The organism is Prauserella endophytica, from assembly GCF_005146945.1.
GTDB classification, from domain to species: domain Bacteria; phylum Actinomycetota; class Actinomycetes; order Mycobacteriales; family Pseudonocardiaceae; genus Prauserella_A; species Prauserella_A endophytica.
The window spans coordinates 19,610-44,649 of sequence record NZ_SWMS01000014.1 but is presented as its reverse complement, the minus strand read 5'-3'; the positions used below and the strand labels follow the sequence as shown (position 1 = coordinate 44,649).

General features: G+C 70.6%; 21 protein-coding genes. 8 read left to right on the top strand and 13 right to left on the bottom strand.

Annotated elements, in window-relative coordinates:
* Positions 1 to 61 precede the first annotated feature (61 nt).
* Entirely contained in the window at positions 62 to 856 is a 795-nt protein-coding gene (locus FCN18_RS23565; RefSeq protein WP_137096110.1) for a hypothetical protein, read from the top strand.
* A 19-nt stretch (positions 857 to 875) separates the two neighbouring features.
* On the opposite strand, the gene FCN18_RS23560 is transcribed toward FCN18_RS23565, so the two are convergent.
* Both FCN18_RS23560 and FCN18_RS23555 read right to left on the bottom strand, forming a co-directional pair.
* Positions 876 to 1,685, bottom strand: coding sequence for an Fpg/Nei family DNA glycosylase (locus FCN18_RS23560; RefSeq protein WP_112275393.1), 810 nt, complete (start codon positions 1,683 to 1,685; stop codon positions 876 to 878).
* Entirely contained in the window at positions 1,685 to 2,158 is a 474-nt protein-coding gene (locus FCN18_RS23555; RefSeq protein ID WP_112275391.1) for a ribose-5-phosphate isomerase, read from the bottom strand. The genes FCN18_RS23560 and FCN18_RS23555 overlap by 1 nt, the downstream gene beginning before the upstream one ends.
* A gap of 59 nt (positions 2,159 to 2,217) precedes the next feature.
* Between FCN18_RS23555 and FCN18_RS23550 the strand changes: the two genes are divergently transcribed.
* Entirely contained in the window at positions 2,218 to 2,583 is a 366-nt protein-coding gene (locus tag FCN18_RS23550; RefSeq protein ID WP_137096109.1) for a hypothetical protein, read from the top strand.
* Positions 2,576 to 3,391, top strand: coding sequence for an MBL fold metallo-hydrolase (locus FCN18_RS23545; RefSeq protein ID WP_137096108.1), 816 nt, complete (start codon positions 2,576 to 2,578; stop codon positions 3,389 to 3,391). Before FCN18_RS23550 ends, FCN18_RS23545 begins: the two co-directional genes overlap by 8 nt.
* Positions 3,392 to 3,454: 63 nt before the next feature.
* Here the strand turns inward: FCN18_RS23545 and FCN18_RS23540 are convergent, their stop codons facing one another.
* Positions 3,455 to 4,078, bottom strand: coding sequence for a mycothiol-dependent nitroreductase Rv2466c family protein (locus FCN18_RS23540; protein WP_112275385.1), 624 nt, complete (start codon positions 4,076 to 4,078; stop codon positions 3,455 to 3,457).
* 164 nt (positions 4,079 to 4,242) lie between these two features.
* Here FCN18_RS23540 and pepN point away from each other — a divergent pair, with 164 nt between their 5' ends.
* Positions 4,243 to 6,807 carry an aminopeptidase N gene (gene pepN / locus FCN18_RS23535; protein ID WP_137096107.1) on the top strand — a complete coding sequence of 855 codons (2,565 nt, stop codon included), beginning with the start codon at positions 4,243 to 4,245 and terminating at the stop codon, positions 6,805 to 6,807.
* Positions 6,808 to 6,892: 85 nt separating this feature from the next.
* Here the strand turns inward: pepN and FCN18_RS23530 are convergent, their stop codons facing one another.
* From FCN18_RS23530 to FCN18_RS23515, 3 genes are all read right to left on the bottom strand, one after another.
* Positions 6,893 to 7,387 carry a DUF5130 family protein gene (locus FCN18_RS23530; protein ID WP_228714106.1) on the bottom strand — a complete coding sequence of 165 codons (495 nt, stop codon included), beginning with the start codon at positions 7,385 to 7,387 and terminating at the stop codon, positions 6,893 to 6,895.
* Positions 7,374 to 7,613 carry an aa3-type cytochrome oxidase subunit CtaJ gene (gene ctaJ, locus FCN18_RS23525; RefSeq protein ID WP_112275379.1) on the bottom strand — a complete coding sequence of 80 codons (240 nt, stop codon included), beginning with the start codon at positions 7,611 to 7,613 and terminating at the stop codon, positions 7,374 to 7,376. Before ctaJ ends, FCN18_RS23530 begins: the two co-directional genes overlap by 14 nt.
* A gap of 705 nt (positions 7,614 to 8,318) precedes the next feature.
* Complete coding sequence (locus tag FCN18_RS23515; RefSeq protein ID WP_228714100.1) at positions 8,319 to 9,056, bottom strand: HNH endonuclease; 738 nt, start codon at positions 9,054 to 9,056, stop codon at positions 8,319 to 8,321.
* 188 nt (positions 9,057 to 9,244) lie between these two features.
* On the opposite strand from FCN18_RS23515, the gene FCN18_RS23510 reads away from it, so the two are divergent.
* Genes FCN18_RS23510 through FCN18_RS23500 form a run of 3 tightly spaced genes read left to right on the top strand, consistent with a single transcriptional unit; the run spans position 9,245 to position 12,201 of the window.
* Positions 9,245 to 10,243 (top strand): mechanosensitive ion channel family protein, encoded by a 999-nt coding sequence (locus tag FCN18_RS23510; protein WP_137096106.1) that lies wholly within the window; start codon positions 9,245 to 9,247, stop codon positions 10,241 to 10,243.
* 41 nt (positions 10,244 to 10,284) lie between these two features.
* A complete protein-coding gene (locus FCN18_RS23505) occupies positions 10,285 to 10,677 on the top strand; it encodes a globin (RefSeq protein WP_112275373.1) in 393 nt (130 codons plus the stop codon).
* Positions 10,678 to 10,683: 6 nt separating this feature from the next.
* Positions 10,684 to 12,201: an alpha-amylase family glycosyl hydrolase gene (locus tag FCN18_RS23500; RefSeq protein ID WP_206077975.1), complete on the top strand. Its 1,518-nt coding sequence runs from the start codon at positions 10,684 to 10,686 to the stop codon at positions 12,199 to 12,201.
* A gap of 4 nt (positions 12,202 to 12,205) precedes the next feature.
* Here the strand turns inward: FCN18_RS23500 and FCN18_RS23495 are convergent, their stop codons facing one another.
* Positions 12,206 to 13,627: an LVIVD repeat-containing protein gene (locus tag FCN18_RS23495; RefSeq protein ID WP_137096104.1), complete on the bottom strand. Its 1,422-nt coding sequence runs from the start codon at positions 13,625 to 13,627 to the stop codon at positions 12,206 to 12,208.
* A gap of 144 nt (positions 13,628 to 13,771) precedes the next feature.
* Here FCN18_RS23495 and FCN18_RS23490 point away from each other — a divergent pair, with 144 nt between their 5' ends.
* Complete coding sequence (locus FCN18_RS23490) at positions 13,772 to 14,428, top strand: DUF305 domain-containing protein (RefSeq protein ID WP_137096103.1); 657 nt, start codon at positions 13,772 to 13,774, stop codon at positions 14,426 to 14,428.
* 1 nt (position 14,429) lies between these two features.
* Here FCN18_RS23490 and FCN18_RS23485 read toward each other — a convergent pair whose 3' ends face one another.
* From FCN18_RS23485 to ettA, 6 genes are all read right to left on the bottom strand, one after another.
* The gene (locus FCN18_RS23485; protein ID WP_112275365.1) at positions 14,430 to 14,717 is read right to left on the bottom strand and encodes a hypothetical protein; all 288 of its coding nucleotides are present in this window, start codon (positions 14,715 to 14,717) and stop codon (positions 14,430 to 14,432) included.
* A gap of 145 nt (positions 14,718 to 14,862) precedes the next feature.
* On the bottom strand, positions 14,863 to 15,498 hold the full coding sequence (locus FCN18_RS23480) for a hypothetical protein (RefSeq protein ID WP_112275363.1): 636 nt from the start codon (positions 15,496 to 15,498) through the stop codon (positions 14,863 to 14,865).
* Positions 15,495 to 15,923, bottom strand: coding sequence for an acyl-CoA thioesterase (locus FCN18_RS23475; RefSeq protein WP_112275361.1), 429 nt, complete (start codon positions 15,921 to 15,923; stop codon positions 15,495 to 15,497). The genes FCN18_RS23480 and FCN18_RS23475 overlap by 4 nt, the downstream gene beginning before the upstream one ends.
* Positions 15,923 to 20,896, bottom strand: a complete 4,974-nt coding sequence (locus FCN18_RS23470; RefSeq protein WP_137096102.1) for an NAD-glutamate dehydrogenase — start codon at positions 20,894 to 20,896, stop codon at positions 15,923 to 15,925. Before FCN18_RS23470 ends, FCN18_RS23475 begins: the two co-directional genes overlap by 1 nt.
* 119 nt (positions 20,897 to 21,015) lie before the next feature.
* On the bottom strand, positions 21,016 to 23,217 hold the full coding sequence (locus FCN18_RS23465; protein ID WP_228714098.1) for a hypothetical protein: 2,202 nt from the start codon (positions 23,215 to 23,217) through the stop codon (positions 21,016 to 21,018).
* A gap of 137 nt (positions 23,218 to 23,354) precedes the next feature.
* Positions 23,355 to 25,031, bottom strand: a complete 1,677-nt coding sequence (gene ettA, locus FCN18_RS23460) for an energy-dependent translational throttle protein EttA (protein ID WP_112275786.1) — start codon at positions 25,029 to 25,031, stop codon at positions 23,355 to 23,357.
* Positions 25,032 to 25,040 lie beyond the last annotated feature (9 nt).

The window sequence follows — 25,040 nt, the reverse complement described above, 5'->3', positions numbered from 1 at the left end:
AACTCGACGGGTAACGTCCGCGTTGTCCGGTTCAACGAACCAAAACAACCGGGAGTGACCCATGGGTACCGCGATCGTCGTGATCGTGCTCCTACTGATCGTCGTCGGCGGCGGCTTCTACCTGGTCCGTTCTCAGCAGGAGGCCAAGCGGCGCCAGCTCGAGGACGCCAAGTCAGAGGCTCGCCGCTGGCTCGAGCGGCTCGGCGGTCAGGTGCTGAACCTCACGGGCACCGACACGGCGTCACAGCAGGCGATGGCCGACGCGGCCGAGCGCTACAACGCCGCGGGCTCGCAGATGGAACAGGCGCAGACCGCCGAGCAGGCCCGGCTCGTCAAGGAGACCGCGCTCGAGGGCCTGTACTACGTGCGAGCGGCCCGCGAGGCGATGGGCATGGACCCCGGTCCAGCCCTGCCCGAGGACGCCGAGCGTGAGCGTGCGGGCAAGGTCACCGAGCATCGCGCGGTGGAGGTCGAGGGGCATCACTACGAGGCGTCGCCCGAGCCCGGCCAGAACACGCCGCACTACTACCCCGGCGGCCGTGTCGCCGGCAGGCCGGTGCCGAGGGGCTGGTACAGCGAGCCGTGGTGGAAGCCCGCGCTCGTGGCCGGCGCCTGGGGCCTCGGCTCGATGCTGCTGTTCAGCGCGATGTTCTCCGGCATGGCGGGCATCGCGAGCGCCGGAGCCTGGGAAGCGGGCTACGACGCGGGCCAGGAGGACGCCGCCGAGTCCGGTGACGCCGGTGGTGAAGGCGGTGAAGGCGGTGACTACGGCGACGGCGGTGGCGACTACGGAGGCGACTTCGGAGGTGGCGACTTCGGCGGGGGTGACTTCGGAGGCGACTTCGGCGGCTTCTGAGTGAACTGACGAGAACCCGTCACGAAGGCTGGCAGGTCGGACACCAGTACAGGTTCCGGCCTGCCAGTTCTTTGTGTGCGATGGGTGTGCCGCAGACCAGGCACGGCTGCCCCGTCCGCCGGTAGACGTAGACCTCACCCCCGTGGCGGTCCTGCCGAGGGGCGCGACCGGTCACCTCTGGCAGGTGCTCGTCGGCCACCGTGTCGATCCGCCCGGTGCGCACACCCGCCCGCATCAACGTCACGAGGTCGTCCCAGACGTCCTTCCACAGCACGGAGTCCAGCGAGCGTCCGGGCAGCATCGGCGCGATGCCGTGCCGGAACAGCACCTCGGCGCGGTAGACGTTGCCGACGCCTGCCAGCACCGACTGGTCCATCAGCAGCGCCGCGATCGTCGTGCGCGAGCGGGAGATGCGCTCCCACGCCCGCTCCGGCTCGGCGTCCCGGCGCAGCGGGTCGGGGCCGAGCCTCGCCTTGATGGCCTCGGCTTCGGGCTCGGAGAGCAGCTCACACCGCGTCGGCCCGCGCAGGTCCGTCCAATGTGTCCGTCCGGACAGCCGCATGCGCACCTGCCCGACGGGCGGTGTTTCCGGCAGTTTCGCCTCGGTGAACGTGCCGTACAGCCCAAGGTGGACGTGCACCGTCCCCTGTGGACCGTAGTTGTGGAAAAGGTGCTTGCCGTACGCCTCGGCGCTGTGCAGTACCTGCCCGTCGAGCCGGGCCGCCTCGGCGCCGAACCTGCCCTGAGGGCTGGACACCCGCACCGGCGCGCCGGCGTAGCGCCGCTGGTGCAGCCGCGCGAGCCGGTGCAGGGTGTGCCCTTCGGGCATCAGGCCTCCGGCAGGGCCGGCGGGTTTCCGGTGGTCTCGTAGTCGCTGATCTGCTGCACGCGCCGCGAATGACGGGCGTCGAGGTCGGGCGGGGTGGCCAGGAACGCCTCGACGATCTCGGTCGCCTCGTCCTTGGTGTGCATCCGCGCGCCGACGCCGATGAGCTGGGCGTGGTTGTGCTCGCGGGTCAGCTTGGCCGTCTCGACGCTCCACGCGAGACCGGCCCGCGCGCCGGGCACCTTGTTGGCGGCGATCTGCTCGCCGTTGCCCGAACCGCCGATCACGATGCCGAGGCTGCCCTCGTCGGCGACCACGCGCCGCGCGGTCTCGATGCAGAAGGCCGGGTAGTCGTCCGCCGCGTCGTAGACGTGCGGACCGACGTCGGTCACCTCGTGACCCTGCTTCTCGAGGTGAGCGACGAGGTGGTTCTTGAGCTCGAAGCCCGCATGGTCGGATCCCAGATAGACACGCACGGCACGGAGTGTGCCATCCCCGCAGGGCACGACCGCGCACCACCCGGCAAGCTGACGCCGTGAACGTCTTCCGGCAGGCAGGTCACGACGGGCGCCTCGAGTGGGCCGACGGCGCCACGCTCTCGGCCGAGGCCGCCGCCACGGGCGCGCACGTGCTCACGGCGTGCCTGCGCAACGCGCATGCCGTGGCCGTGGGCGCGGGCGCCGTCGTGGCCGCGCCGCTCGACCTGGGCGCGCGGCGGCCGTCGCCCGAGGCGTCGCTCGCGGCACTGGCGTGGCGGGAGGCCGGGGCACTGGCGGCGGGTTCGGCCTCGGGCCGGGAACTGCGGGAGAACGGCCACGGTCGCCTCGTCGGGCACGCGACGGCCGCGGGCTGCTCACGGGTGGTGCCGCGGCTCACGAGCGGGGTGTACGAGCGTGGCTGACGGGCGGTGGGTGAACCTCGGCGACGGCGTGTACGTCCGCCGGCACGAGGAGCTGGACCTGTCCACCGGGCTCGTGCTGGGCGAGCGCGGCTGCCTGGTGGTCGACACGCGCGGCGACGCGGCACAGGGCGGTGAGCTGGCCGCCGCCGTGCGGGAGCTGACCACGCTGCCGTGGACGGTCGTGCTCACGCACGCGCACTTCGACCACGGCTTCGGCACGGCGGCGTTCGAGCCCTGCGAGGTGTGGGCGCACGAGGGCTGCCGGGCGGCTCTGGCGGCCGAGGGCCCCGGGGACCGCCAACGGTGGGCCCGGCGCTACCGCGACGAGGGACGGGCCGACGTGGCCGCCGCCCTCGAGGCCACCCGGATCGTGCTGCCCGATCGCCTCGTCACGGGCAGGACGGAGCTGAACCTCGGGGGCAGGCGGGTGGTGCTCGACCACTTCGGCCCCGCGCACACCGGGCACGACCTCGTGGTGCAGGTGCCGGACGCGGGCGTGGTGTTCGCGGGCGACCTGGTGGAGCACGCGCCGGGCGGTTCGTTCACGGCCGAGTCGTTCGGCCCCGACACGACGCTGCACGCGTGGCCCTCGGCGCTCGACGGCGTGCTCACGCTGACACCCCGTGTGGTGGTGCCGGGACACGGCGAGCCGGTGGACCGGGAGTTCACCCAGGCGGCGCGCGAGACGCTGGCGAGGCTCGCCGCGCTGCGCGCCGCCGTTGAGGCCGGCGAGCTGGACGCGACCCGGGCCAGGGAGCTGTCCCCGTGCCCGGCCGACGTCACCGACGCCGCGCTCGCTCTGCAGTGAAGGCCACCTTCACTGCGTTGAACGCCGTGAAGGTGGCCTTCACTGCAGATCTGTCATGCCCGCTCAGTCGAAGTTCAGCTCGCCCGTCCGAGTCCGCTTCAGCTCGAAGAAGTCCGGGTAGCCGGCGAGCAACCGCGCGCCGTCGAAGATCTTCAGCGCCTCCTCGCCCTTCGGGATCGAGGAGAGCACCGGGCCGAAGAAGGCGACGCCGTCGATGTGGATCGTCGGCGTGCCCACGTCCATGCCCACCGGGTCCATGCCCTCGTGATGGCTCTTGCGCAGCGCCTCGTCGTACTCGGTCGACGTCGCGGCGTCGAGCAGCTCGGCCGGCGCCGAGACCTCGGCCAGGACTTCCTTGAGCACGATCTCGACGTCCTTGTTGCCCTGGTTGTGGTAGCGGGTACCGAACCCCGTGTAGTAATCGCGCAGCACGTCCTCGCCGTGCCGCTGTGCGAGCGCGACCGCCACGCGCACCGGTCCCCACGCCTTGTCCAGCAGCTCGCGGTAGTCCTGGGGCAGGTCCCGGCCCTCGTTCAGCACCGCGAGGCTCATCACCCGGAAGCGCAGATCCAGGTCGCGGTGTTTCTCGACCTCGAGGATCCAGCGCGAGGTGATCCACGCGAAGGGACACACCGGGTCGAAGTAGAAATCGACACGCGTCCTGCCGTCTTGCCGCTCTGTAGGCATGGGCTCTCCTGATTGGTTCCGGTCACCGGCGGGTAAGCAACTCCCCTACCACGGCGCAACAGCGTCGGCGCGCGACTTGTTCCCCGTCGCGACGGCCCGCGTTCCCATGATTTGATGCCCCGAGCAGATCGAAACCGACAACCGCTACCAGCACAGAGGTGCCAGTGCCCGCCCCAAACCTGACCCGCGACCAAGCCAAACAGCGTGCCGAACTCCTCGACGTGGAGTCCTACGACGTCGAGCTCGACCTGACGGACGGCCACGGCCGACCCGGTGAGAAGACGTTCGACTCCAGGACGAGGATCACCTTCTCGGCCGCGCGACCGGGCGAGACGTCATGGGTGGACATCGTGGCCGAGGGTGTCCGTTCCGCGACGCTCAACGGCACGGCGCTGGACGTGTCGGGCTACGTCGAGGACGACGGGGTGGCCCTCCCCGAGCTCGCCGCGAGCAACGAGCTCGTGGTGGAGGCCGACTGCCGGTACATGAACACCGGCGAGGGCCTGCACCGTTTCGTCGACCCGGTCGACGGAGGCGTGTACCTCTACACGCAGTTCGAGACCGCCGACGCCAAGCGCATGTTCGCGTGCTTCGACCAGCCCGACCTCAAGGCGACGTACCGGCTGACGGTCATCGCGCCGAAGGACTGGAAGGTCGTCTCCAACGCCCTCGTGGAGTCCCAAGAGGACACTCCGGAAGGCGCGGTCCGCACCGTTTTCGCCGTGTCCGAGCGGATCTCCACGTACCTGGTGGCCCTCATCGCCGGGCCCTACGCGGAGTGGCGCGACGAGTACTCCGACGAGCACAAGACGATCCCGCTGGGCATCTACTGCCGGGCTTCGCTCGCCGAGTACATGGACGCCGAGCGCCTGTTCACCGAGACCAAGCAGGGCTTCGGCTTCTACCACGAGAACTTCGGCACCCCGTACCCCTTCTCGAAGTACGACCAGCTGTTCGTGCCCGAGTTCAACGCGGGCGCGATGGAGAACGCCGGCGCCGTGACGTTCCTGGAGGACTACGTCTTCCGCAGCAGGGTCACTCGCTACGCCTACGAACGGCGCGCCGAGACGCTGCTGCACGAGATGGCGCACATGTGGTTCGGCGACCTCGTGACCATGCGCTGGTGGGACGACCTGTGGCTGAACGAGTCGTTCGCGACGTTCGCGAGCGTGCTCGCGCAGGCCGAGGCGACCGAGTACACGGGTGCGTGGACGAGCTTCGCCAACATCGAGAAGTCGTGGGCCTACCGGCAGGACCAGCTGCCCTCGACGCATCCGATCGCGGCCGACATCGTCGACCTGCACGCCGTCGAGGTGAACTTCGACGGCATCACCTACGCCAAGGGCGCGAGCGTGCTCAAGCAGCTCGTCGCCTATGTCGGGCTCGAGAACTTCCTCGCGGGCCTGCGGGTGTACTTCCGCAAGCACGCGTGGGACAACGCGACGCTCGAGGACCTGCTGGGCGCGCTGGAGGAGGCGTCCGGCCGTGACCTGTCCTGGTGGAGCGCCCAGTGGCTCGAGACGACGGGGCTCAACTCGCTGCGCCCGCGCATCGAGGTCGACGGCGAGGGACGCTTCACGTCGTTCGCGGTGCTGCAGGGCGGCGCCAAGCCGGGCGAGGGCGAGCTGCGCACCCACCGGGTGGCGGTCGGCGTCTACGACGACGACGGCTCGGGCAAGCTCGTGCGCACGCGGCGCGTGGAGCTCGACGTCGACGGCGAGCGGACCGAGGTGCCCGACCTGGTGGGCGTGCCGGCCGGCAAGCTCGTGCTGGTCAACGACGACGACCTGACCTACTGCACGATGCGGCTCGACAACGACTCGCTCGTCACGCTCATCGACCGCATCGGCGACATCACCGAGCCGCTGCCGCGCACGCTGTGCTGGTCGGCGGCCTGGGAGATGACCCGTGAAGCCGAGCTGAAGGCCCGCGACTTCGTCACGCTCGTCCAGCGCGGCATCCACGCGGAGACCGAGGTCGGCGTGGTACAGCGGCTGCTGCTGCAGGCGCAGACCGCCCTGAACTCCTACGCCGAGGAGAAGTGGGCGCGCGAACACGGCTGGCCGTCGTTCACGGCGCGCCTGCTCGAGCTGGCCCGAGGCGCCGAGCCGGGCTCGGACCACCAGCTGGCATTCGTCAACTCGCTGGCGGGCTCGGTGCTCGACGACGACACGGCGGCCGTGCTGGCGGGCTGGCTGGACGGCTCGGCGAAGCTGGAGGGCCTCACGGTCGACACGGACCTGCGCTGGCGGCTGCTGCACGCGCTCGTGGCGCACGGCAAGGCCGGCGACGCGGAGATCGACGCGGAGCAGGCGCGCGACGACACGGCGACGGGCCGCAGGCACGCGGAGCGGTCGCGGGCACTGCGCCCGACCGCGGAGGCGAAGGCGAAGGCGTGGGAGCGCGCCGTCTATGACGACGAGCTGCCCAACGCCGTGAACGAGGCGATCATCGCCGGGTTCTCGCACCCGGCGCAGAAGCACCTGCTCGGCGACTACGTCGCGAAGTACTTCGACGCGATCGACGAGGTGTGGGCGCGCCGGTCCAGCGAGCGCGCGCAGCCGACGGTGGTGGGCCTGTACCCGTCGTGGGCGGTGAACCGGGAGGGCGTCGCCGCCGCCGACGCGTGGCTCGAGGGCGAGCACTCGCCCGCGCTGCGCCGCCTGGTGTCGGAGGGCAGGGCCGGCATCGTGCGGGCGCTGGCGGCCCGCGAGTTCGACGAGAGCTGACCCCCGCTCAGCAAACAGCCCCCAAGGCCACCTTTGTTGCGTTGAACGCAACAAAGGTGGCCTTGGGGGCCTCTGGGGTGACTTGTCAGTGCGGGGCGGGGCCGGCCGAGTCGGCCAGCATGCGCAGCCCGCTGACGAGGCCGCCGATGAGGTCGCCCTCCTTGAAGGAGGCGACCATGCTCATCACCGCGAGCTTGGCGCCGCGGTCGGGCAGGCGGTACATGGCCTCGCCACCGGTGACGACCTCGACCACGCGCTCGCCGGGGGAAACCGCGATCAGCACGGCGTGGTCGCCCTGCGCGCCGAGGCTGTCGTGCAGCGACTCCGCACCCACACGGCTGTCGTTTCCGAGCTCGCCGAGGTAGATACTGAACTCCAGGCCGGTCTCCCTGCTGGCCAGCGTCAACGCCTCGTCGAGGCGGGCCAGTTGGGCGGTCGTGAATGGGCCTTTCGGAGCAGCGGGCTCGTACATCTGCGCCACGGACACGCGTCCGCTGGCGGTAACGGCCGCGCCGGGCTGCAGTTCGGTTCCCTCGAGCCCGGTCGACGGGCTCTGAGTGGTCAGCTCACCAGCTCCCACGGGCACCTCCCCGAACCTTCGACGGGCTCGCCGTCTCACCAGCCGCGTGCGCATCACCGGCGCCAGCCGGGTTGGCACTCCACCACATCGGCGGGAACTCCCACGCCTGCCCCGGCCGGTACCTCGGCCTACCTGCGAACCTCGAACGCAGGGTGGCCAAGGCGAACACACCGTAGATGGCGAGCGGGATCACCGCGAAGACCAGAGTCGTCTCGAGGATGCTCACGACCGCAGGGTATCCGACGGCCCACGGTCACACCTCACCTGCCACGGCGAACCGACAGTGCCGTCCGTCGCTCGAGGGGTCCCGTCCGCCGCTTGCCACGCCGGGAATCCCACGTTGAGCCGAAACGCCGTTCGCGAAAGGTCGCAACTCACCGTACGGGCGGCGGCACCCGGCTCTCGCATCTTGTTCCCCTACTTGATTGCTCGTACGTTTTTCACCTGTACGGGCCTTGCGCCTCACCCCCCATCCCCAATAGGTCACACCCCGGTCACAGGAGGACTTGCCATGCACACCGTCCTGACCCCCGCCGAGTCGAACCACAACACCGTTTCGTCGCTTTTCGCCGAATCCGCCGAGCGTGGTACCCGGGTCACGCGGGGTACACGCGTCACCTGCGGCACTCGGGTGACGGCCGGGACTCGGGTCACGCGCGGTACGCGAGTCACCCGCGGCACCCGCGTCACGGCCGGGACTCGGGTCACGAGGGGCACGCGAGTCACGGCGGGCACCAGGGTCACGAGGGGCACGCGAGTCACCCGCGGCACCAGGGTGACGGCGGGCACCCGCGTCACGCGCGGTACCAGGGTCACCCGCGGCACGCGCGTCACCGCCTGAGGCGGAACGTCCACGCAGCGTTCCCGCCCGACCTGAAGACGTAACGACGAAGTGAATACCCACCACGGCACGCCCCTGGCCGCGTGACGATCACGCGGCCGGGGCGCCGAGGTATTGCCGCCACAGCGGGTCGGCCTCCGTGGAGTGCGCGAGCAGCCTCCAGTGCGGACCGTGCGGCGCCGTCGGCACGACGCGCAACCGCCAGCCGATCTCCGACAGCAGCTTGTCCGCCTTGCGGTGGTTGCATTTCGCACAGCAGGCCACACAGTTCTGCCACGAGTGCGCACCACCGCGGCTGCGCGGCACCACATGGTCGATCGTCTCCGCGCGAGCCCCGCAGTACGCGCAGCGGAAGCGATCCCGGTGCATCAACCCGGCCCGCGTGAGCGGAACCTGGGCACGATAGGGTACGCGCACGTAGGTGCTCAGCCTGATCACCGAAGGAACCTCGACCGCCATGGTGGCGGCGTGCAGCGTCAGCCCCGTGGGATCCTCGTGCACGACCTCCGCCTTGCCACACACGAGCAGCACGATGGCGCGGCGTAGAGGTAACGCGGTGAGTGGTTCGAACGTCGTGTTGAGCAGCAGCACACGCCGCTTGCCCCAGCCAGGTCCCGACGAACCGCCGCCTCCCGGATCCCTCGACCGCCGCTGACCGTGCGAGCGAGTGATCCGGCCCCCACGCGCCGGAGGGCCGGTCGGCTGTGGCCCACTGGCATGTGGGCCGCCGATCACGGCGCCTACGGGCGCGCACAGCTTGGCCTCCGGCGCCTGCCCGGCCGGATGCCGGGTATGGGCGCCGTGGGGGCTCGGTTGTCGGTCTGGCACGCGACCACCTCCACCGGTGTTGCCCTAGTCGACCACAGACCGGGGCCAGAACGCACGTGCGTTAGGCAACGTGTCACTTCCCAGTACGGTTGTGGTTGGACTCGACGTGGTCAACATGCCGTAATCGGGGGACTCACCGGACCTGGAGAGTGTGCGGCGTCACAAACATGGAAGGAGCGTTCCCCGAAGTGGAGCAGTTGCTCAGCGACCCGCCGTCCTGCATCAACGAGGCGGGCACCTGGTGCCAGCAGATCTGGCGGCTCACCGGGAACGAGTGGCTGGCGGGCTCGGCGAACTGGCTCGTCGCCAAGCCGTTGAGCATCCTGCTGATCGTCGTGGTCGCCGTCCTCGTGCGGTACCTGGTCCGCAAGCTCATCGACCGGCTCACCAGAACGCCTGCCGACGACGCCGACGGCGGCGCGGGCAGGCTGCCCGCGCTGCTGCGTCCCCTGCGCGAGCGCGCGCCGGAGGTGCTCGGTCCCGTGGTGATCGAAAGACGCCGCCAGCGGGCGATGACGATCGGCTCGGTGCTGAAGTCGCTCACCACCGTGGTGATCTACGGCCTCGCATTCGTCATGGTCCTCGGCGAGATCGGCATCAACCTCGCCCCGATCCTCGCCTCGGCCGGCATCGTCGGTGTGGCGATCGGGTTCGGTGCGCAGAACCTGGTGCGGGACTTCCTCTCCGGGATCTTCATGATGCTGGAGGACCAGTACGGCGTCGGCGATGTCGTCGACGTCGGCGAGGCGGTCGGCACCGTCGAGGCGGTGGGCCTGCGCATCACCACGCTGCGCGACCTCAACGGCACCGTCTGGTACGTCCGCAACGGCGAGGTGCTGCGCGTCGGCAACTCCAGCCAGGGCTACGCCGTGGGCGTGGTCGACATCCCGCTGAGCTACAACACCGACGTCCAGCGGGCGACCACGCTGCTGGAGGAGGTCGCGGACGAGGCCGCGGCACGGCCGGCGATCGCGCCGGACGTGCTGGAGCCGCCGGAGGTGCTCGGTGTGGAGAACGTCACGCCCGAGGGCACGCAGCTGCGGCTCACGGTCAAGGTGCGGCCAGGCCGCCAATGGGCGGTGCAGCGAGCCCTGCGCGCGGAGATCCTCCCCGCCTTCGAACGGGCCGGCTTCGAGCCGCCGCTCGGCCGCTTCTTCGGAAACGGTTCGACGGGCACCGCGAACTGAAGATCGTGAGCAACGCACGGCAGAATGGAGAGGTGGCTGAAGTGAGCGAGACGCCGGATCCCCGTACGTTCTACGAGGCGGTGGGTGGCGAGCCGACGTTCCGCAAGATCGTCGCCCGCTTTTACGCCGAGGTCGCCGACGACGAGGTGCTGCGCCCGCTCTACCCGGAGGAGGACCTCGGTCCCGCCGAGGACCGGCTGCGGCTGTTCCTCATGCAGTACTGGGGCGGCCCGCACACCTACTCCGACCAGCGTGGGCACCCCCGGCTGCGCATGCGGCACGCGCCGTTCAAGATCGGACCGATCGAGCGGGACGCGTGGCTGCGCGCGATGCGCGTCGCCGTGGACGAGAGCGGCATCGAGGAGCCGTACCGCACCCAGCTCTGGCAGTACCTGGAGATGGCCGCCCAGTCGATGATGAACAGCTGGGTGTGACCGCTGGTGCGCAGAGCCGGCAGAGACACCGCACGGCCCTCCGCACCGGCCGGCGCCCGCTGGTGGCAGGACGCAGTCTTCTACGAGCTGCCCGTGCGCTTGTTCGCGGACTTCGACGGAGACGGCGTCGGCGACCTCGAGGGCATCAGGGGCAGGCTCGGCTACCTCGACCTGCTCGGGGTGCACGCGCTGCGGCTGACGCCGTTCTACCTCTCCCCCATGGCCGACGACGGCTACGACATCGCGGGCCCCCGTGCGGTCGATCCCGTGCTGGGCAACCTCGACACGGTCGACTCGCTGCTGGCCGAGGCGCACGCGGCCGGGCTTCGGGTCGTGCTCGACCTCGTGGCGAACCACACGAGCGACAAGCACATCTGGTTCGCGGCCGCCCTCTCCGCCGCACCGGGCAGCCCCGAGCGCGAGCGCTACCACTTCCGCGACGGCCGGGGCGAGCACGGCGAGCTGCCGCCGAACGACTGGCGCGCGCGGGACGGCGGCCCGGCCTGGACTCGCGTGGCCGACGGCCAGTGGTACCTGCACCTGTTCGGGCCCCATGAGCCGGATCTGAACTGGACCAACCCCGAGGTGCGGGCCGACTTCGAGCGCACTCTGCGGTTCTGGCTCGACCGCGGCGCCGATGGGATCCACCTCGCGGCCGCCTCGGGCATGGCCAAGCACCGCGACCTGCCCGACGCCGATCCGCGGGGGCGCACGGATCCCCGTTTCGACGACGACGGCGTGCACGAGATCCATCAGGCCATCCGCAAGGTGATCGACGAGTACCCGCACGCGGTGTCGCTGGGCGGGCTCGACATCGCCGACGACGAGCGTTTCGCCCGGTACCTGCGGCCGGGTGAGCTGCACCTCGCCGTGCACCCCCGGCTCGCGCGCACGCCGTTCGATGCCGACGCGCTGCAGGCAGCCGTCGAGCGCTCGCTGGCCACGGTCGCGTCCGTCGGCGCGCCGCCGGCCTGGGCGCTGGCGGGGCACGGCCTGCCGAGGCAGGTGACGCGCTACGGGGGCGGCACGCGGGGATTGAACCGGGCGCGGGCCATGGCGCTCGTCCTGCTGGGTCTTCCGGGTGCGGTGAGCCTGCGGGCAGGTGAGGAGCTCGGCCTCGGCGACACCGAGGAGGGTTCGCGGGCGCCGATCCCATGGGAGGGCACCGCGCCGCCGTTCGGTTTCTCCGCGTTGCCGGGCGGCTGGGAGTCGATCCCCTCCGGCTGGGCGCCGTTCACCGTCGAGGCGCAGCTGGAGGACGAGGAGTCGACGCTCTCGCTGTACCGCAGAGCGATCGAGCTGCGCCGCGAGCATCCGGGCTTCGCGGGTGACGACGTGGAGTGGTACGGGGCGCCGCCGGGCTGTTTCGCCTACCGGCGAAGCCCCGGTGGCCTCATCTGCGCGCTGAACACGTCAGCGGCGCCCGTGCCCGTGCCACGCGGCGACGTGCTGCTCGCCAGCGCTCCCCTCGTGGAGGGAAGGCTGGCGGCAGACGCCGCCGCGTGGTTGTGGGTTCAGCCGTGACCGGTCAGCCGCGACCGTAGCTCGGCTGGGTCTGTGCGTTGAACTCGTCGTAGCGGACCGACTTCGCCGGCGCGGTGCGCCAGTCGTTGATGGCCAGCACGTCGAAGCCCTTCTGGATGTCCGACGAGTAGATGTGGCCGTTGTAGTAGTACGCCGACCACGAACCACCGGTGATTCGCTGGGTGTCCGACAGCGGACCGCGCTCCCAGTAGCCGATCTCCTTGGGGTTGGCCGAGTCGGTGAAGTCCCACACCGAGATCCCGCCCTGGTACCAGGCCTGGACCATGATGTCGCGGCCCTTGACCGGGATCAGCGAGCCGTTGTGCGCCACGCAGTTCTCGTTCTCGGTCTGGTGCCTCGGCAGCTTGTAGTAGCTGCGGAACTCCAGCTTGCGGTCGTCGCCGCGGCCGGTGATGTCGTAGATGCCGTCCGCGCCGCGGTTCGGCCCGAAGGTCGCGTTGCAGGTGGGCAGGCCACCGCCACCGAGCTCGTCGGTGTAGACCACCTTCGTGCCGGAGTTGTTGAACGTCGCCGAGTGCCAGAAGGCGAAGTTCACGTTGTCCTGCACGCGGTCGATCACGCGCGGGTTCAGCTTGTCCGAGAGATCGAACAGCACGCCGTCACCCATGCACGCGCCCGCCAAGAGGTTCTTCTCCGGGTAGGCCGTGAGGTCGTGACAGCCCGTGGTCGCCGAGCGGTTGGTGCCGTCCGGGTTGGGGCCGCCGGGGTTGCCGCCGTCAGGAAAGAGCACCGGCGTGGCCACGACCGCCGCCCGCTCGGGGTGTTTCGTGGGCACCTCGACGATCGAGATCTTGTCGTGCGGGGGCTGGCAGTTCGGCAGGTTCGCCGCGGGCGAGTAGGAGGACACGTAGAGGTAGACGGACTCGCGCTGCTGGTCCGGCACCATCGTGTGCGTGTGCGAGCCGCAGTCGGTGCGCACGGACGCGACGTACTCCGGGTTCGCGAGGTCGCTGATGTCGAAGACCTTGATGCCTTCCCACGCATTGGGGTCGGAGGCCACCGACGGCTCGCTCGTGCAGGAGTCGTTGGTGCGCGCGTAGTCGGTCGACAGGAAGAGCAGGTCGCCCGACACCGAGACGTCGTTCTGCCCGCCTGGGCAGAGCACCTGGCTGACGACGCGCGGCTTGTGCGGCTTGCGGATGTCGTAGATGGTGAAACCGTCGTAGTTGCCGACGATCGCGTGGTTCTTCGTGAACGCGATGTCGCTGTTGAAGGCCTCCTGCGTGGCGAAGGGGCCTTCCTTCGGCAGGTTGGCGATCTGCCGCATGTTGGGGCTGTGGACGATCTCGTCCACCCCGGGGCTCGTGTTCTGCGCGGAGGCGGTGGCGGTGGTGCTGCCCGCCACCAGTACCGCCGCCGCGGCGACGAGGAGCCCGCTCAACCGAAGACGTCTCCGAGGCTTCACTCTCGAGTTCTCCTCTCGACCGGCAAGGTTCGCACCATTGTCGCCGGGCCGTCTTCTGCTTGATAGCGACGAATGGATGGTTTTCAGCGGCGCAACGGCGTTCGATATTGACTTCCGGCCGGAGCACCGGGTTCGCTTGCGCGCATGGGACGGCGGCTGGTGGCGGGTGTGGCCGCCATATTCTTCTTGGCACTGGCGGGCTGCACGGCCGAGGAGGCTCCTCCGGAGGGCGAACAGGGCGGCTCGGACGTGATCGTGCCCGGCAGGCCGGGTGAGCAGGCGAGCGTGGTGCCGGGCAGTGAGGCGGCGGAGCATCAGAAGGCGGTGCGGCCGAACGACGCCGACCGGCAGTACATGATCAACATGATTCCCCACCATCAGCAGGCGATCACGATGACCGACCTCGCCGCGCGGCACGCCACGAGCGATCAGGTCAAGGGCATCGCGGGCCGGATCGCCGCCTCCCAGGAAGCCGAGATCTCCGTGATGGAGTCCTGGCTGCGGGAGTTCGGGCACGCCGGGGATCAGCACGGCGGCCACGCCGAACACGGCGGGCACGATCACGCGCTCATGCCGGGCATGGCGACGCAGGAGCAGCTCGACGCGCTGCGTGCCGCGCGGGGCGCCGAGTTCGACCGGCAGTTCCTGCAACTGATGATCACGCACCACCAGGGCGCGCTCACGATGGCCGAACAGCAGCTCGGCCACGGCATCGAACCAAGGGCCATCGCGATGGCTCAGGAGATCATCACCGGCCAGACCGACGAGATCGAGCACATGCGCGGCATGCTCGGCACGTGAGTCAGGTGAGCCCAGCGCCGGGGTCGAGCCCGGGGTCGGCACCGTCGCCGACGTCGTCGAGCGCCTCCGCGGCCACCCAGCCGGCCGCGGTCGCCAGCGGCACGAACGGCGCGGCGTCACCCACGGCCTTCGCCACCTGACGCGCCCGGCTCAGCTTCTGCTCCTCGGCGGCGTAGGTCGTGCCCTGCTCCGCCTCCGGCGGCCGGTCGACGCGCCACGGCGGCTCCTCGGCACGCACGCTGTCCAGAAACTCCGCGGTGGGGTCCTCACCGGGCTTGTCCTCGGTCATGCCCCCACTCTGGCACCTTCCGTGACCGCAGTGAAGGCCACCATGCCTGCGCCCACCCGTCTCCCGCCACCACCCAAACGGAGGCGCTCCGCGCCGCTGTGTTCGTTCAACGCAGTGAAGGTGGCCTTCACTGCGGCTGGCGGTGCTAGAGCAGGAGTGGAAGGAGCGCGTGCCTGCGGCGCAGCACGGCGCCATAGCGGGCGTCGAGGCGCAGCCACGAGTCCGTCGCGGTCACCCGCACCACGTCGTCGCTCACCGACGAGTCCACGAACCCCATGCCCGACATCGCGAACAGGCACCGCATGGGCACCTTGATCTCCAGGCTTCCACCCGACACCGTCAGCACGGTCTGGTCCATCAGCGACGCGGGCGGCGTTCCGTGCGGGCCCACGTTCTCCCGCGCGAGCGCCACACCCCGGTCGGCGAGGTCGGCGACGACGGCCGCGGGCAGCGTGTCCACCTGCTGCCACGACGTCGCCGCCGGCAGCTCCGAGCGCCACAGCAGGTCGCGCGGCGGGCCGGGATCCATCACCTCGCCCGGCGTCACGGTGAGCGCGGCGAGCAGCTCACTGCCCGACACCGTGACGTCGGCAGGGGCCACGTCACCCTCGACGGCCCGCGTGACGAGCACGTCGAACGGCGTCGCCGCCCACGCCTCCAGCACACCGGGCCTGCGCGTGCGGAGCCGGATGACGGCGTTGCCGTCGAGCCGGACCGCCCTGGCGATGAAGGCGCCGAGCGTCTCGCGGTCGGCGGCGTCGGGGATGCGCAGTTCGGTCACGACTCGGCTCCTGGGATGCGGGCGCCGAGGAAGTCCCGCTCCGCGCTGGTGAGCCTGCGCGGGCGGGCGGCGGCGAGGTCGTACGGCGCGAGCGTGGTGCTTGCCACCACGGCCACTTTGTCCTGTTCGGACGGTCCGTTGTAGACGCGGTAGGCCAGCGTGAACGAAGCCATCTTCAGCTCGCTCAACGTGATCTCCACCCGGACGTCGTGACCGTTCACCACCACGGGCGAACGGTAGTCGACCGCGAGCCGCACCACGACGATGCCACGGGCGAAATCGCCGAGCCCCTCGGCGGAGGCGTCGTCGAACAGCAGCGGCACCCGCGCCTCCTCGAGGAGGGTCACCATGTTCGCGTGGTTGACGTGCCCGAAGGCGTCCATGTCCGACCAGCGCGGCCGGACCAGTGTCACGTACTCGCCCATCAGCGCACCGTACTGCGGATCTGCCTCGCCGCGACCGAAATTGTGGCGAGGTCGAGCCTGCCGGAGCGCTCGATCTCCTCCAGCGTCACGCGCGCGCGGGCGAGACGGGAGGAGTTGGCCTGCTCCCACTTCGCGATCTTCTCCTGTGCGGTGTCCTCCGGATCGCTGTGCTGGAGCGCGTCAAGCGTGATCGCCCGCAGCGACGAGTACAGGTCGTCGCGCAGGGCGAGCCTGGCGAGCGCGTGCCAGCGGTTGCCGCGCTCCAGCGCGTTCACCGAGGTCAGCATGCGCTCGAGCCCCAGGTGGTCGGACATCGCGTAATACAGTTCCGCGGTCTCCAGCGGGCTGCGCTCGGTGTCGAGCCCGACCTCGCGCTCGGCCAGCTCGGCGACCTCCGTGATGTCGAGCAGGCAGTAGCTGTAGAGCAGCAGCGAGATGCGGGTGGCCAGCTCACGGGGCACGCCCTCGCTCACGAACTCGTCGGCCTTGGCCCGCACGGCCTCGACCTCCTGCCCGCGGAGCAGCTCGTCGAGTTTCGGCACGAGCTGGCTGACCGTGGAGCCGAACCGGTTGATCTCGGCGCCGACGGCGAGCGGCTGCGGCCGGTTGGTGAGGAACCAGCGGGCCGCGCGGTCGAGCAGCCTGCGGGTCTCCAGCACCATGTGGTCGGCCACGTTCGCGGGCACGACGTTGTCGAGTGCGGCGATGCTGTCCCACAGCGTCGGCAGGCCGAAGACGCCGGTCACCACGGCGTAGGCGCGCACGGCGTCGGTCGCCGTGGCGTTGAGCTCCTCGGCGAGCCGGAACGCGTACGACACGCCCGCGCCGTCGACGACCTCGTTGACCAGCAGCGTCGTGGTGATCTGGCGGCGCAGCGGGTGGCGGCCGATCGCGCCGCCGAAGTGTTCGCGCAGCGGCGTCGGGAAGTACTCGGGCAGCCTGCGGGCGAACACCTCGACATCGGGCAGCTCGCTGGCGAGCAGCTCGTCCTTGAGGTCGAGCTTCACGTGCGCCAGCAAGGTCGCGATCTCCGGCGAGGTCAGGCCGAGGCCGGCCTTCTCCAGCTTCGCGAACTCCGCGTCGGCGGGCAGCGCCTCCAGCTCGCGGTCCACCGCGCCCTTGGCCTCCAGCGCGCTGACGAGCCTGCGGTGCACCGACAGCATCGACTCAGCGTGTGCCCTGCTGACACCGAGCACCGCGTTCTGCTTGCGGTTGTCGGTGAGCACCATCTCGCCGACCTCGTCGGTCATCTCCAGCAGCAGCTCGTTGCGCCGCTCGCGGTCCAGCTCGCCCGAGCCGATCAGCTGGTCAAGCATGATCTTGATGTTGACCTCGTGGTCGGAGCAGTCCACGCCCGCCGAGTTGTCGAGCGCGTCGGTGTTGACCTTGCCGCCGTGGCGGGCGAACTCGATGCGGCCCCGCTGGGTCAGGCCGAGGTTGCCACCCTCGCCCACCACCTTCACGCGGAGCTGGCTGCCGTTGACGCGCACCGCGTCGTTGGCCTTGTCCCCCGCGTCGGCGTGGCGCTCGGTTTCGGCCTTCACGTACGTGCCGATGCCGCCGTTCCACAACAGGTCGACGGGCGCGAGCAGGATCGCGTTCACCAGCTCGGCCGGAGACATCTTCTGCACGCCCTCGGCCAGCCCCAGCGCCTCGCGCACCTGCGGCGTGATGGGGATGGTCTTGGCGCTGCGCGGGAAGACGCCGCCACCCTCGCTGATCAGCGAGCGGTCGTAGTCGTCCCACGACGAGCGCGGCAGCTCGAACAAGCGCTTGCGCTCGCGGAAGGACGCCGCCGCGTCCGGGTTCGGGTCGAGGAAGACGTGCAGGTGGTTGAACGCGGCGACGAGCCGGATGTGCTCGGAGAGCAGCATCCCGTTGCCGAACACGTCCCCGGCCATGTCACCGATGCCGACGACGGTGAACTCCTCGCTCTGCGTGTCCACGCCGAGCTCCCGGAAGTGCCGCTTGACGCTCTCCCAGGCACCCTTGGCCGTGATGCCCATCGCCTTGTGGTCGTAGCCCATCGAGCCGCCGGAGGCGAACGCGTCGCCGAGCCAGAAGCCGTAGCTCGTGGCCACCTCGTTGGCGAGGTCGGAGAACTTCGCCGTGCCCTTGTCCGCGGCCACGACGAGGTAGTTGTCGTCGCCGTCGTACCGGACGACGGCGGGGGCGGGCACCGTGCTGCCCTCGACGAGGTTGTCGGTGAGATCGAGCAGCCCGGAGATGAACATGCGGTAGCAGGCCACGCCCTCGGCCTGGTAGGCCTCCCGGTCCAGCCCGGGGTCGCCCGTGGGCGCGGGCGGGCGCTTGACGACGAACCCGCCCTTCGCGCCCACCGGCACGATCACGGCGTTCTTCACCGCCTGCGCCTTGACCAGGCCCAAAATCTCCGTGCGGAAGTCCTCCCGCCGGTCCGACCAGCGCAGGCCACCACGCGCGACCGACCCGAACCGAAGGTGCACACCCTCGACCCTCGGCGAATACACGAAGATCTCGAACGCGGGCCTCGGCTCCGGCAGGTCCGGCACCTGCTGCGGGTCGAGCTTGAACGCCAGGTAGGGCCGCACCGCGCCGTCCGCGTCGGTGACCCAGTAGTTCGTGCGCAGGGTCGCCACGATCACCGCCGCCAGCCTGCGCAGGATCCGGTCCTCGTCGAGGCTCGTCACCTGGTCGATCCGCGCGTTGATGTCGTCGAGCTGCGCCTGTACGTGGTCGGCCCGCTCGCCGTTCGAGTGCTCCAGCGCGAAGCGCGTCTCGAACAGCCGCACCAGCTCCGTGGCGATGCCGGTGTGCGCGAGCACCGTGTTCTCGATGTACTCCTGGGAGTACGGGCTGCCGGCCTGGCGCAGGTAGCGGGCGTAGGCACGCAGCACCGACGCCTGCCGCCACGTCAGCCCGGCCCGCAGCACCAGCGCGTTGAAGCCGTCGACCTCGCAGTCGCCACGCCACGCGGCGGCGAAGGCGTCCTGGAAGCGCACCTGCAGGTCCTGCTCGGCGGCCTCGCCGATCGACTCCAGCACCCTCGGCTCGATGCGCAGGCCGAAGTCGTAGATCCACGAGCGCATGCCGTCCTCGCGCGCCAGCTCGTACGGACGCTCGTCGACCACCTCGACGCCCATGCGCTGCAGCAGCGGCAGCACCTGCGACAGCGTCACGCCCTCGCCGAGCAGGTACAGCTTGAAGCGCCGCTCCCCCGCCGCGGCGCCGTCGGGCAGGTAGAACGAAAGGCGCACGTCGCCGGGGCCGTCCAGCGACTCCAGTGTCCGCAGGTCGGCCAGCGCGACCTCGGCGGTGAAGTCCTCTTTGTACGCCTCAGGGAACACGGCGGCGAAGCGCTGGCCCTGCTCGGTCGCCGACTCCTCACCTGCGAACGTGACCGCCTTGCCGTTGCCCGCCCGTTCGCGCCGCTCGGCCAGTATCGCCTCGACCATCAGGTCGTCCCAGCTGCGGACCGCCTCGTTGAGCCGCTCCTGGATGCGCAGCGTGTCCGGATCCACGACGCTGGCCGGATCGGTGTGGACGATGAAGTGCACCTGAGCCAGCAGGGTCTCGCCGAGCCGCGTGCCGTACTCGAGCGAGGTGCCCTCCAGCTCCTCCAGCAGCACCTCCTGCATCGCGAGCCGCGAACGCGTCGTGTAGCGGTCCCGCGGCAGGAACACCAGGCACGAGTAGAAGCGGCCGTAGGGATCGCGGCGCAGGAACAGCCGCAGCCTGCGCCGGTCGGCGAGCGTGATCGCCCCGGTCGCGGTGGCGTAGAGCGAGTCGACGTCGGCCGAGAACAGGTCCGCGCGCGGCCAGTTCTGCAGCACCTCCAGCATCCGCTGGCCCGAGTAGGACTCCATCGGGAAGCCCGCGCGGTGGATGACCTCGCGCACCCTGCCCTCGATCACGGGGATGTCGAGCACGTCCTCGTGCAGTGCCGACGTGGTGAACATGCCGAGGAAGCGGTGCTCACCGCTGACGTTGCCGCGCTCGTCGAAGGTCTTGACGCCGATGTAGTACGGGTACACGGGACGGTGCACAGTGGACGGTGCGCTCGCCTGCGTCAGCACGAGCAGCGTCGGCGCGAGCGCCTGCGTGACCGAGTCAGGACCCGCCGTGAGGCTGCGGGCGGCGAGGCTGTCCTGGCGCAGTACCCCGAGGCCGGAGGCAAGCGCGGCCCGCAGCGCGGGCTCCTGGGTGTCCGGGTCCTCGACGAGCTCGTAGTGCCGGTAGCCGAGGAACGTGAAGTGCCCGGCGGCGAGCCAGCGCAGGAGCTCGGCCCCGTCGTGGACCTCGTCCGCGGACAGCGGCGGCGGGTTCGTGTCGAGGTCGTCGGCGATTCCACACGCGGCCTCGATCATCTTCTGCGTGTCCTCGACGACCTCGCGCACGTCTCCCAGCACGGCGGTGAGCCGGTTGTCGAGCTCGCGGGCCCGGTTCGGATCGCCGATCGGATCGATCTCGAGGTACATCCAGGACTCCGCGGCGGCGCCCTCCGGCGGCTCCGCGGCGTCGGCCTGCGGGAACACGTCGCGCAGCTCGCCGGTCAGGTCCCTGTCGACCACGACGATCGGGTGCACGATGCGCTGCACCTGCACACCCCCGCGGGACAGCTCGGCGGCGACCGAGTCCACGAGGTACGGCATGTCGTCGGTGACGAGCTGGACGACGGTGGCCTCCCGCGTCCAGCCGTCCTGTGCGGCGGTGGGGTTCAGCAGCCGCACCGCGGGGCGGCCCGGCACGCGCTGCTGGGCCAGCTCCAGGTGCGAGCGAACGGCACCGACGAGGTCGACGGGATCGTCGCCGATGATCTCCTCGGCCGGCGTGAGCCGGTAGTACAGGCGGATCAGCTCGGCGATGTCCGGCGCCTGCCGCGCGGCTGTGTCGACCAGCTCGTCGCGGATCTGTTCCGGGCTTTTCGTCCTCCGCCCGTTGAGGAGGTCCTCGGGCCCGCCGACGGGCCGGGTCGAGACACCGGTCGAGCTCATGTCAGGCAACGCAACTCTCCACTCCTGGCCTTGACACCACGATGTGCCGATCCAGGTTTTACCTTACTGTGACTGAGCAAATCGGCTGTGGCGGCTCGGTGCGGCGCCCGGTTCCGGCGTCAGAAGTCGTGGTGGGGCCCGCCGTTGACCCGGCGCGACCCGTCCCGCACGTCGTCGTCCGTTCCGAGCTGCTTGACCAGGGCGGCCGCGCTCGACGTGCCCGCCCGGTGCTCGGCGAGCGCCCGCGCGAGCAGCTCCGCGAGCCCGGCGTCGGGCGGCGGCTCGTCGAGCGGGAGACCGGAGCCGGGGGAACTCGGCTCCGCCGCGACGGACGAGCCGGTGTCAGAACCGAAATCGGGCCCCAGCTCGTCGAGGGGCGCCAGCGACGGCGGCAGCCTCAACCGGGGCAGCCAGCCGTAGCCGTCCGACGGCGCCGAGCCGGTCTCGGCGGCGTCCTCGCTGGACGGCTTCTCCACCGGTGGGGGCTTCTCCGCAGGCGGTTCGGGCCTGCTCGCCGCCGGTGACTCCACCGTGGACCGCACCGACCGCTGTTCACGCTCGTCGGAGTGCGCGGCGCGGCGCCTGCCGCCGCCCGCGCCCGGCGAGATGCCGAGCCGGTCGAGCACCGAGCGCGCGGCGACCGAACCGTGCTCGGAATCGTGCCGTGTGCTGCGCCCGGACGCCTGATGTTCCCGTGGCCTGCTCACCGGCTCCGGTTCGGGCCGCGCGACGGCCTCCTGCCACTCCGGCTTGGGCGCTGGTTCTGGGGTGGGCTCGGGGGCGGTCGCCTGCGCCTCCTCGGCGACGGCGGGTTCGGGTGCGAGGGTCTCGACCGTGTTCACATCGCCGGTCGGTGTGGTCTCCTCCCGTTCCAGCTCCGGGGCGAGGCGCAGCATCGGCAACACGACCTTCGGCCGCGTGGAGCGAGCCGGAGTGGAGGCCGGTTCGGCCGAGTGCTTGCTCGCCACCGCGGAACCGGCCGCGCCCGGGTTGAACGGTTCGGGCTCGGCTGCGGCCCACGCGCCAGTTGCTCCGGCGGACGCCGGCGAGGGGGTCTCGGTGACGGACGAGGCGGGCGGCGTCGCCGATGCCGACGCCGCGCCCTCCGCACTCGCTGGCGCAGTCGCCTGACCGGCCGCAGCCGTGGCCGTAGTCATCGGGCCGGCCGCCGTCGCGGCGGATGCGGACGTCGCCGCTGGCTCGGGAGCCGCTTCCGGCTCCGGCCTGCGCGTGACGGCGGGTGGGGTGACCTCGGCGGCCGTGGCCACCACGTCGGCGAGGTCGACGGGCGCCTGTTCCCCCGAGCCGAACTCCCCGGTCAACAACGCGCGCGCCTGGCTGCGCGCACGCGCGTGCAAATGTTCGGAGGAGCGGGCGTTGTGCAGGCAGGCGATGGCCTCCGACGGCTCGCCGATCCGCTCCTCGATGTTCGCGAGCTCCAGCCAGAGCCGCGACGCCAGCGCGTGCAGCTCGTGCCTGCCGACGCTGTGCAGCGCGTCGCGCAGCATCCGGCCCGCCGCGTCGGCGGAGCCGTTGTTCGCCAGCACGCGCGTGGCGAGCGCCAGCCGGAGCCAGCCGGTGGGAGCGACGCTCGCCGCCCGTTCCGGCTCGGCCAGCAGCGGCTGAGCCGCCTCCAGCGCCAGCTCGCCCTCACCTCGGTCGAGCAGCGCGCAGACCAGCTCCAACGTCAACCGCACACGCGCGAGCCCGCCGTCGGTGCCCTTGTCCTCCAGGTGATCGAGGAAACCGAGCCCGGTACGCGCCGCGTCGGCCGCGCCGACCACGTCGCCATGGCGGCGCCGGTGCGCCGACACGGCGACCCGGATCAGCGCCCGCGCGAGCAGTTTGTCGTCGGCGCCCAGGCCGGTGTCGCCCGTGACGAGCCGGTCGCCCTCCATGAGCACCCGGTCGAGCTCGGCCTTGCGGCCCAGCGTGCCGAGGCAGCCGACGAGGTGGCACAGGGCCGCCGCCCGCTGCGTAGCCGACAGGCCGCTCACGGTGAGCACGGGCCGCAACGCGGCCAGCCCCGTCAACGGTGCCCCCACGCTGCGCGAGCACACGGCGAGGTCCGTGCGCAGCTGCGCGGCCACCACCGGCAGCCCCGCGTCCTCCGCGGCCCGCAGCGCTGCCACCGCTCTGCCCACGGTGGACGCGCGGTGCCCCAGCTGCACGCGAGCGTGCACGACGACGCTCTCGGCACGCACCCACAGCTCGTTGAAGCCGGCGGCCTCGGCGAGCGAGGCGGCCCGCTCGCCGAGGACGAGCGCCAGCTCGGGTGCGCGCAGCTCGAGCGCCGTCGCCTGCTCGACGAGCCGCTCCACGGGCCCGTTCGCCCCATCCGCACCACTGCGAACAACGGGAGAACGGCCGTTCGTCACGGTTCGGCCTGCGTGCGTGATGGCTACCACGGGGACTCCGCTCTGTGAGGGCTATTCACATTCCAGCAGAAGTGCCTCGGTCAGTCGCGGGTGAGCTTCCGGTGTGTCACCCGGTGCGGCCGGGCGGCTTCCGCGCCCATGCGCTCGACCTTGTTCTTCTCGTAGCCCTCGAAGTTCCCCTCGAACCAGAACCACTTGGCCGGATTGGTGTCGTCGCCCTCCCACGCGAGGATGTGGGTCGCCACGCGGTCCAGGAACCACCGGTCGTGGGAGATGACCACCGCACAGCCGGGGAACTGCTCCAGCGCGTTCTCCAGCGAGCCCAGCGTCTCGACGTCCAGGTCGTTGGTCGGCTCGTCGAGCAGGATCAGGTTCCCACCCTGCTTCAACGTCATCGCGAGGTTGAGCCTGTTGCGTTCACCGCCGGAGAGCACCCCGGCCGGCTTCTGCTGGTCCGGGCCCTTGAAGCCGAACGCGCTGACGTAAGCCCGCGACGGCATCTCCGTCTGGCCGACGTGGATGTAGTCCAGCCCGTCGGAGACGACCTGCCACACCGTCTTGTCCGGATCGATGCCGGCCCGCTGCTGGTCCACATAGGACAGCTTGACGGTCTCGCCGATCTTCACGCTGCCCGCGTCAGGCTCCTCCAGGCCGACGATCGTCTTGAACAGCGTGGTCTTACCGACACCGTTCGGTCCGATCACGCCCACGATGCCGTTGCGCGGCAACGTGAACGACAGGTCGTCGATCAGCAGCCGGTCGTCGAAACCCTTCTTCAGACCCTGGACCTCGACCACCACGCTGCCGAGCCGGGGACCCGGCGGGATCTGGATCTCCTCGAAGTCCAGCTTCCGGGTCTTCTCGGCCTCGGCGGCCATCTGCTCGTACCGCTCGAGACGGGACCGCGACTTGGTCTGCCTGGCCTTCGCGTTGGACCGCACCCACTCCAGCTCGGTCTGCAGGCGCTTCGCGAGCTTCGCGTCCTTTTTGCCCTGCACCTCCAGCCGTTCGCGCTTCTTCTCCAGGTAGGTCGAGTAGTTGCCCTCGTAACCGACGACACGGCCCCGGTCGAGCTCCATGATCCACTGGGCGACGTTGTCCAGGAAGTACCTGTCGTGCGTGACCGCCAGCACGGCGCCCGGGTAGGTCGCCAGGAACTGCTCCAGCCAGAGCACGCTCTCCGCGTCCAGGTGGTTGGTGGGCTCGTCGAGCAGCAACAGGTCGGGCTTCGACAGCAGCAGCTTGCACAGCGCGACCCGGCGGCGCTCACCACCGGAAAGGTGGGTCACCGGCTCGTCGCCGGGCGGGCAGCGCAGGGCGTCCATCGCCTGTTCCAGCTGCGAGTCGAGCTCCCAGGCGTCGGCGTGGTCGAGTTCCTCCTGCAGCTTGCCCATCTCCTCCATGAGGGCGTCGCTGTAGTCGGTGGCCATCTGCTCGGCGATCTCGTTGAAGCGGTCGAGCTTCACCTTGATCTCGCCGAGGCCCTCCTCGACGTTGCCCCTGACCGTCTTCTCCTCGTTGAGCGGCGGCTCCTGGAGGAGGATGCCGACGCTCGCGCCGGGCTGGAGGAAGGCCTCACCGTTGCTCGGTTGGTCGAGCCCCGCCATGATCCTCAGCACGGTGGACTTGCCAGCACCGTTCGGACCCACCACGCCGATCTTCGCGCCGGGGTAGAACGCGGTGCTGACGTCGTCGAGGATGACCTTGTCCCCGACGGTCTTGCGCACCTTCTTCATGGTGTAGATGAACTCGGCCATGCTGCGATC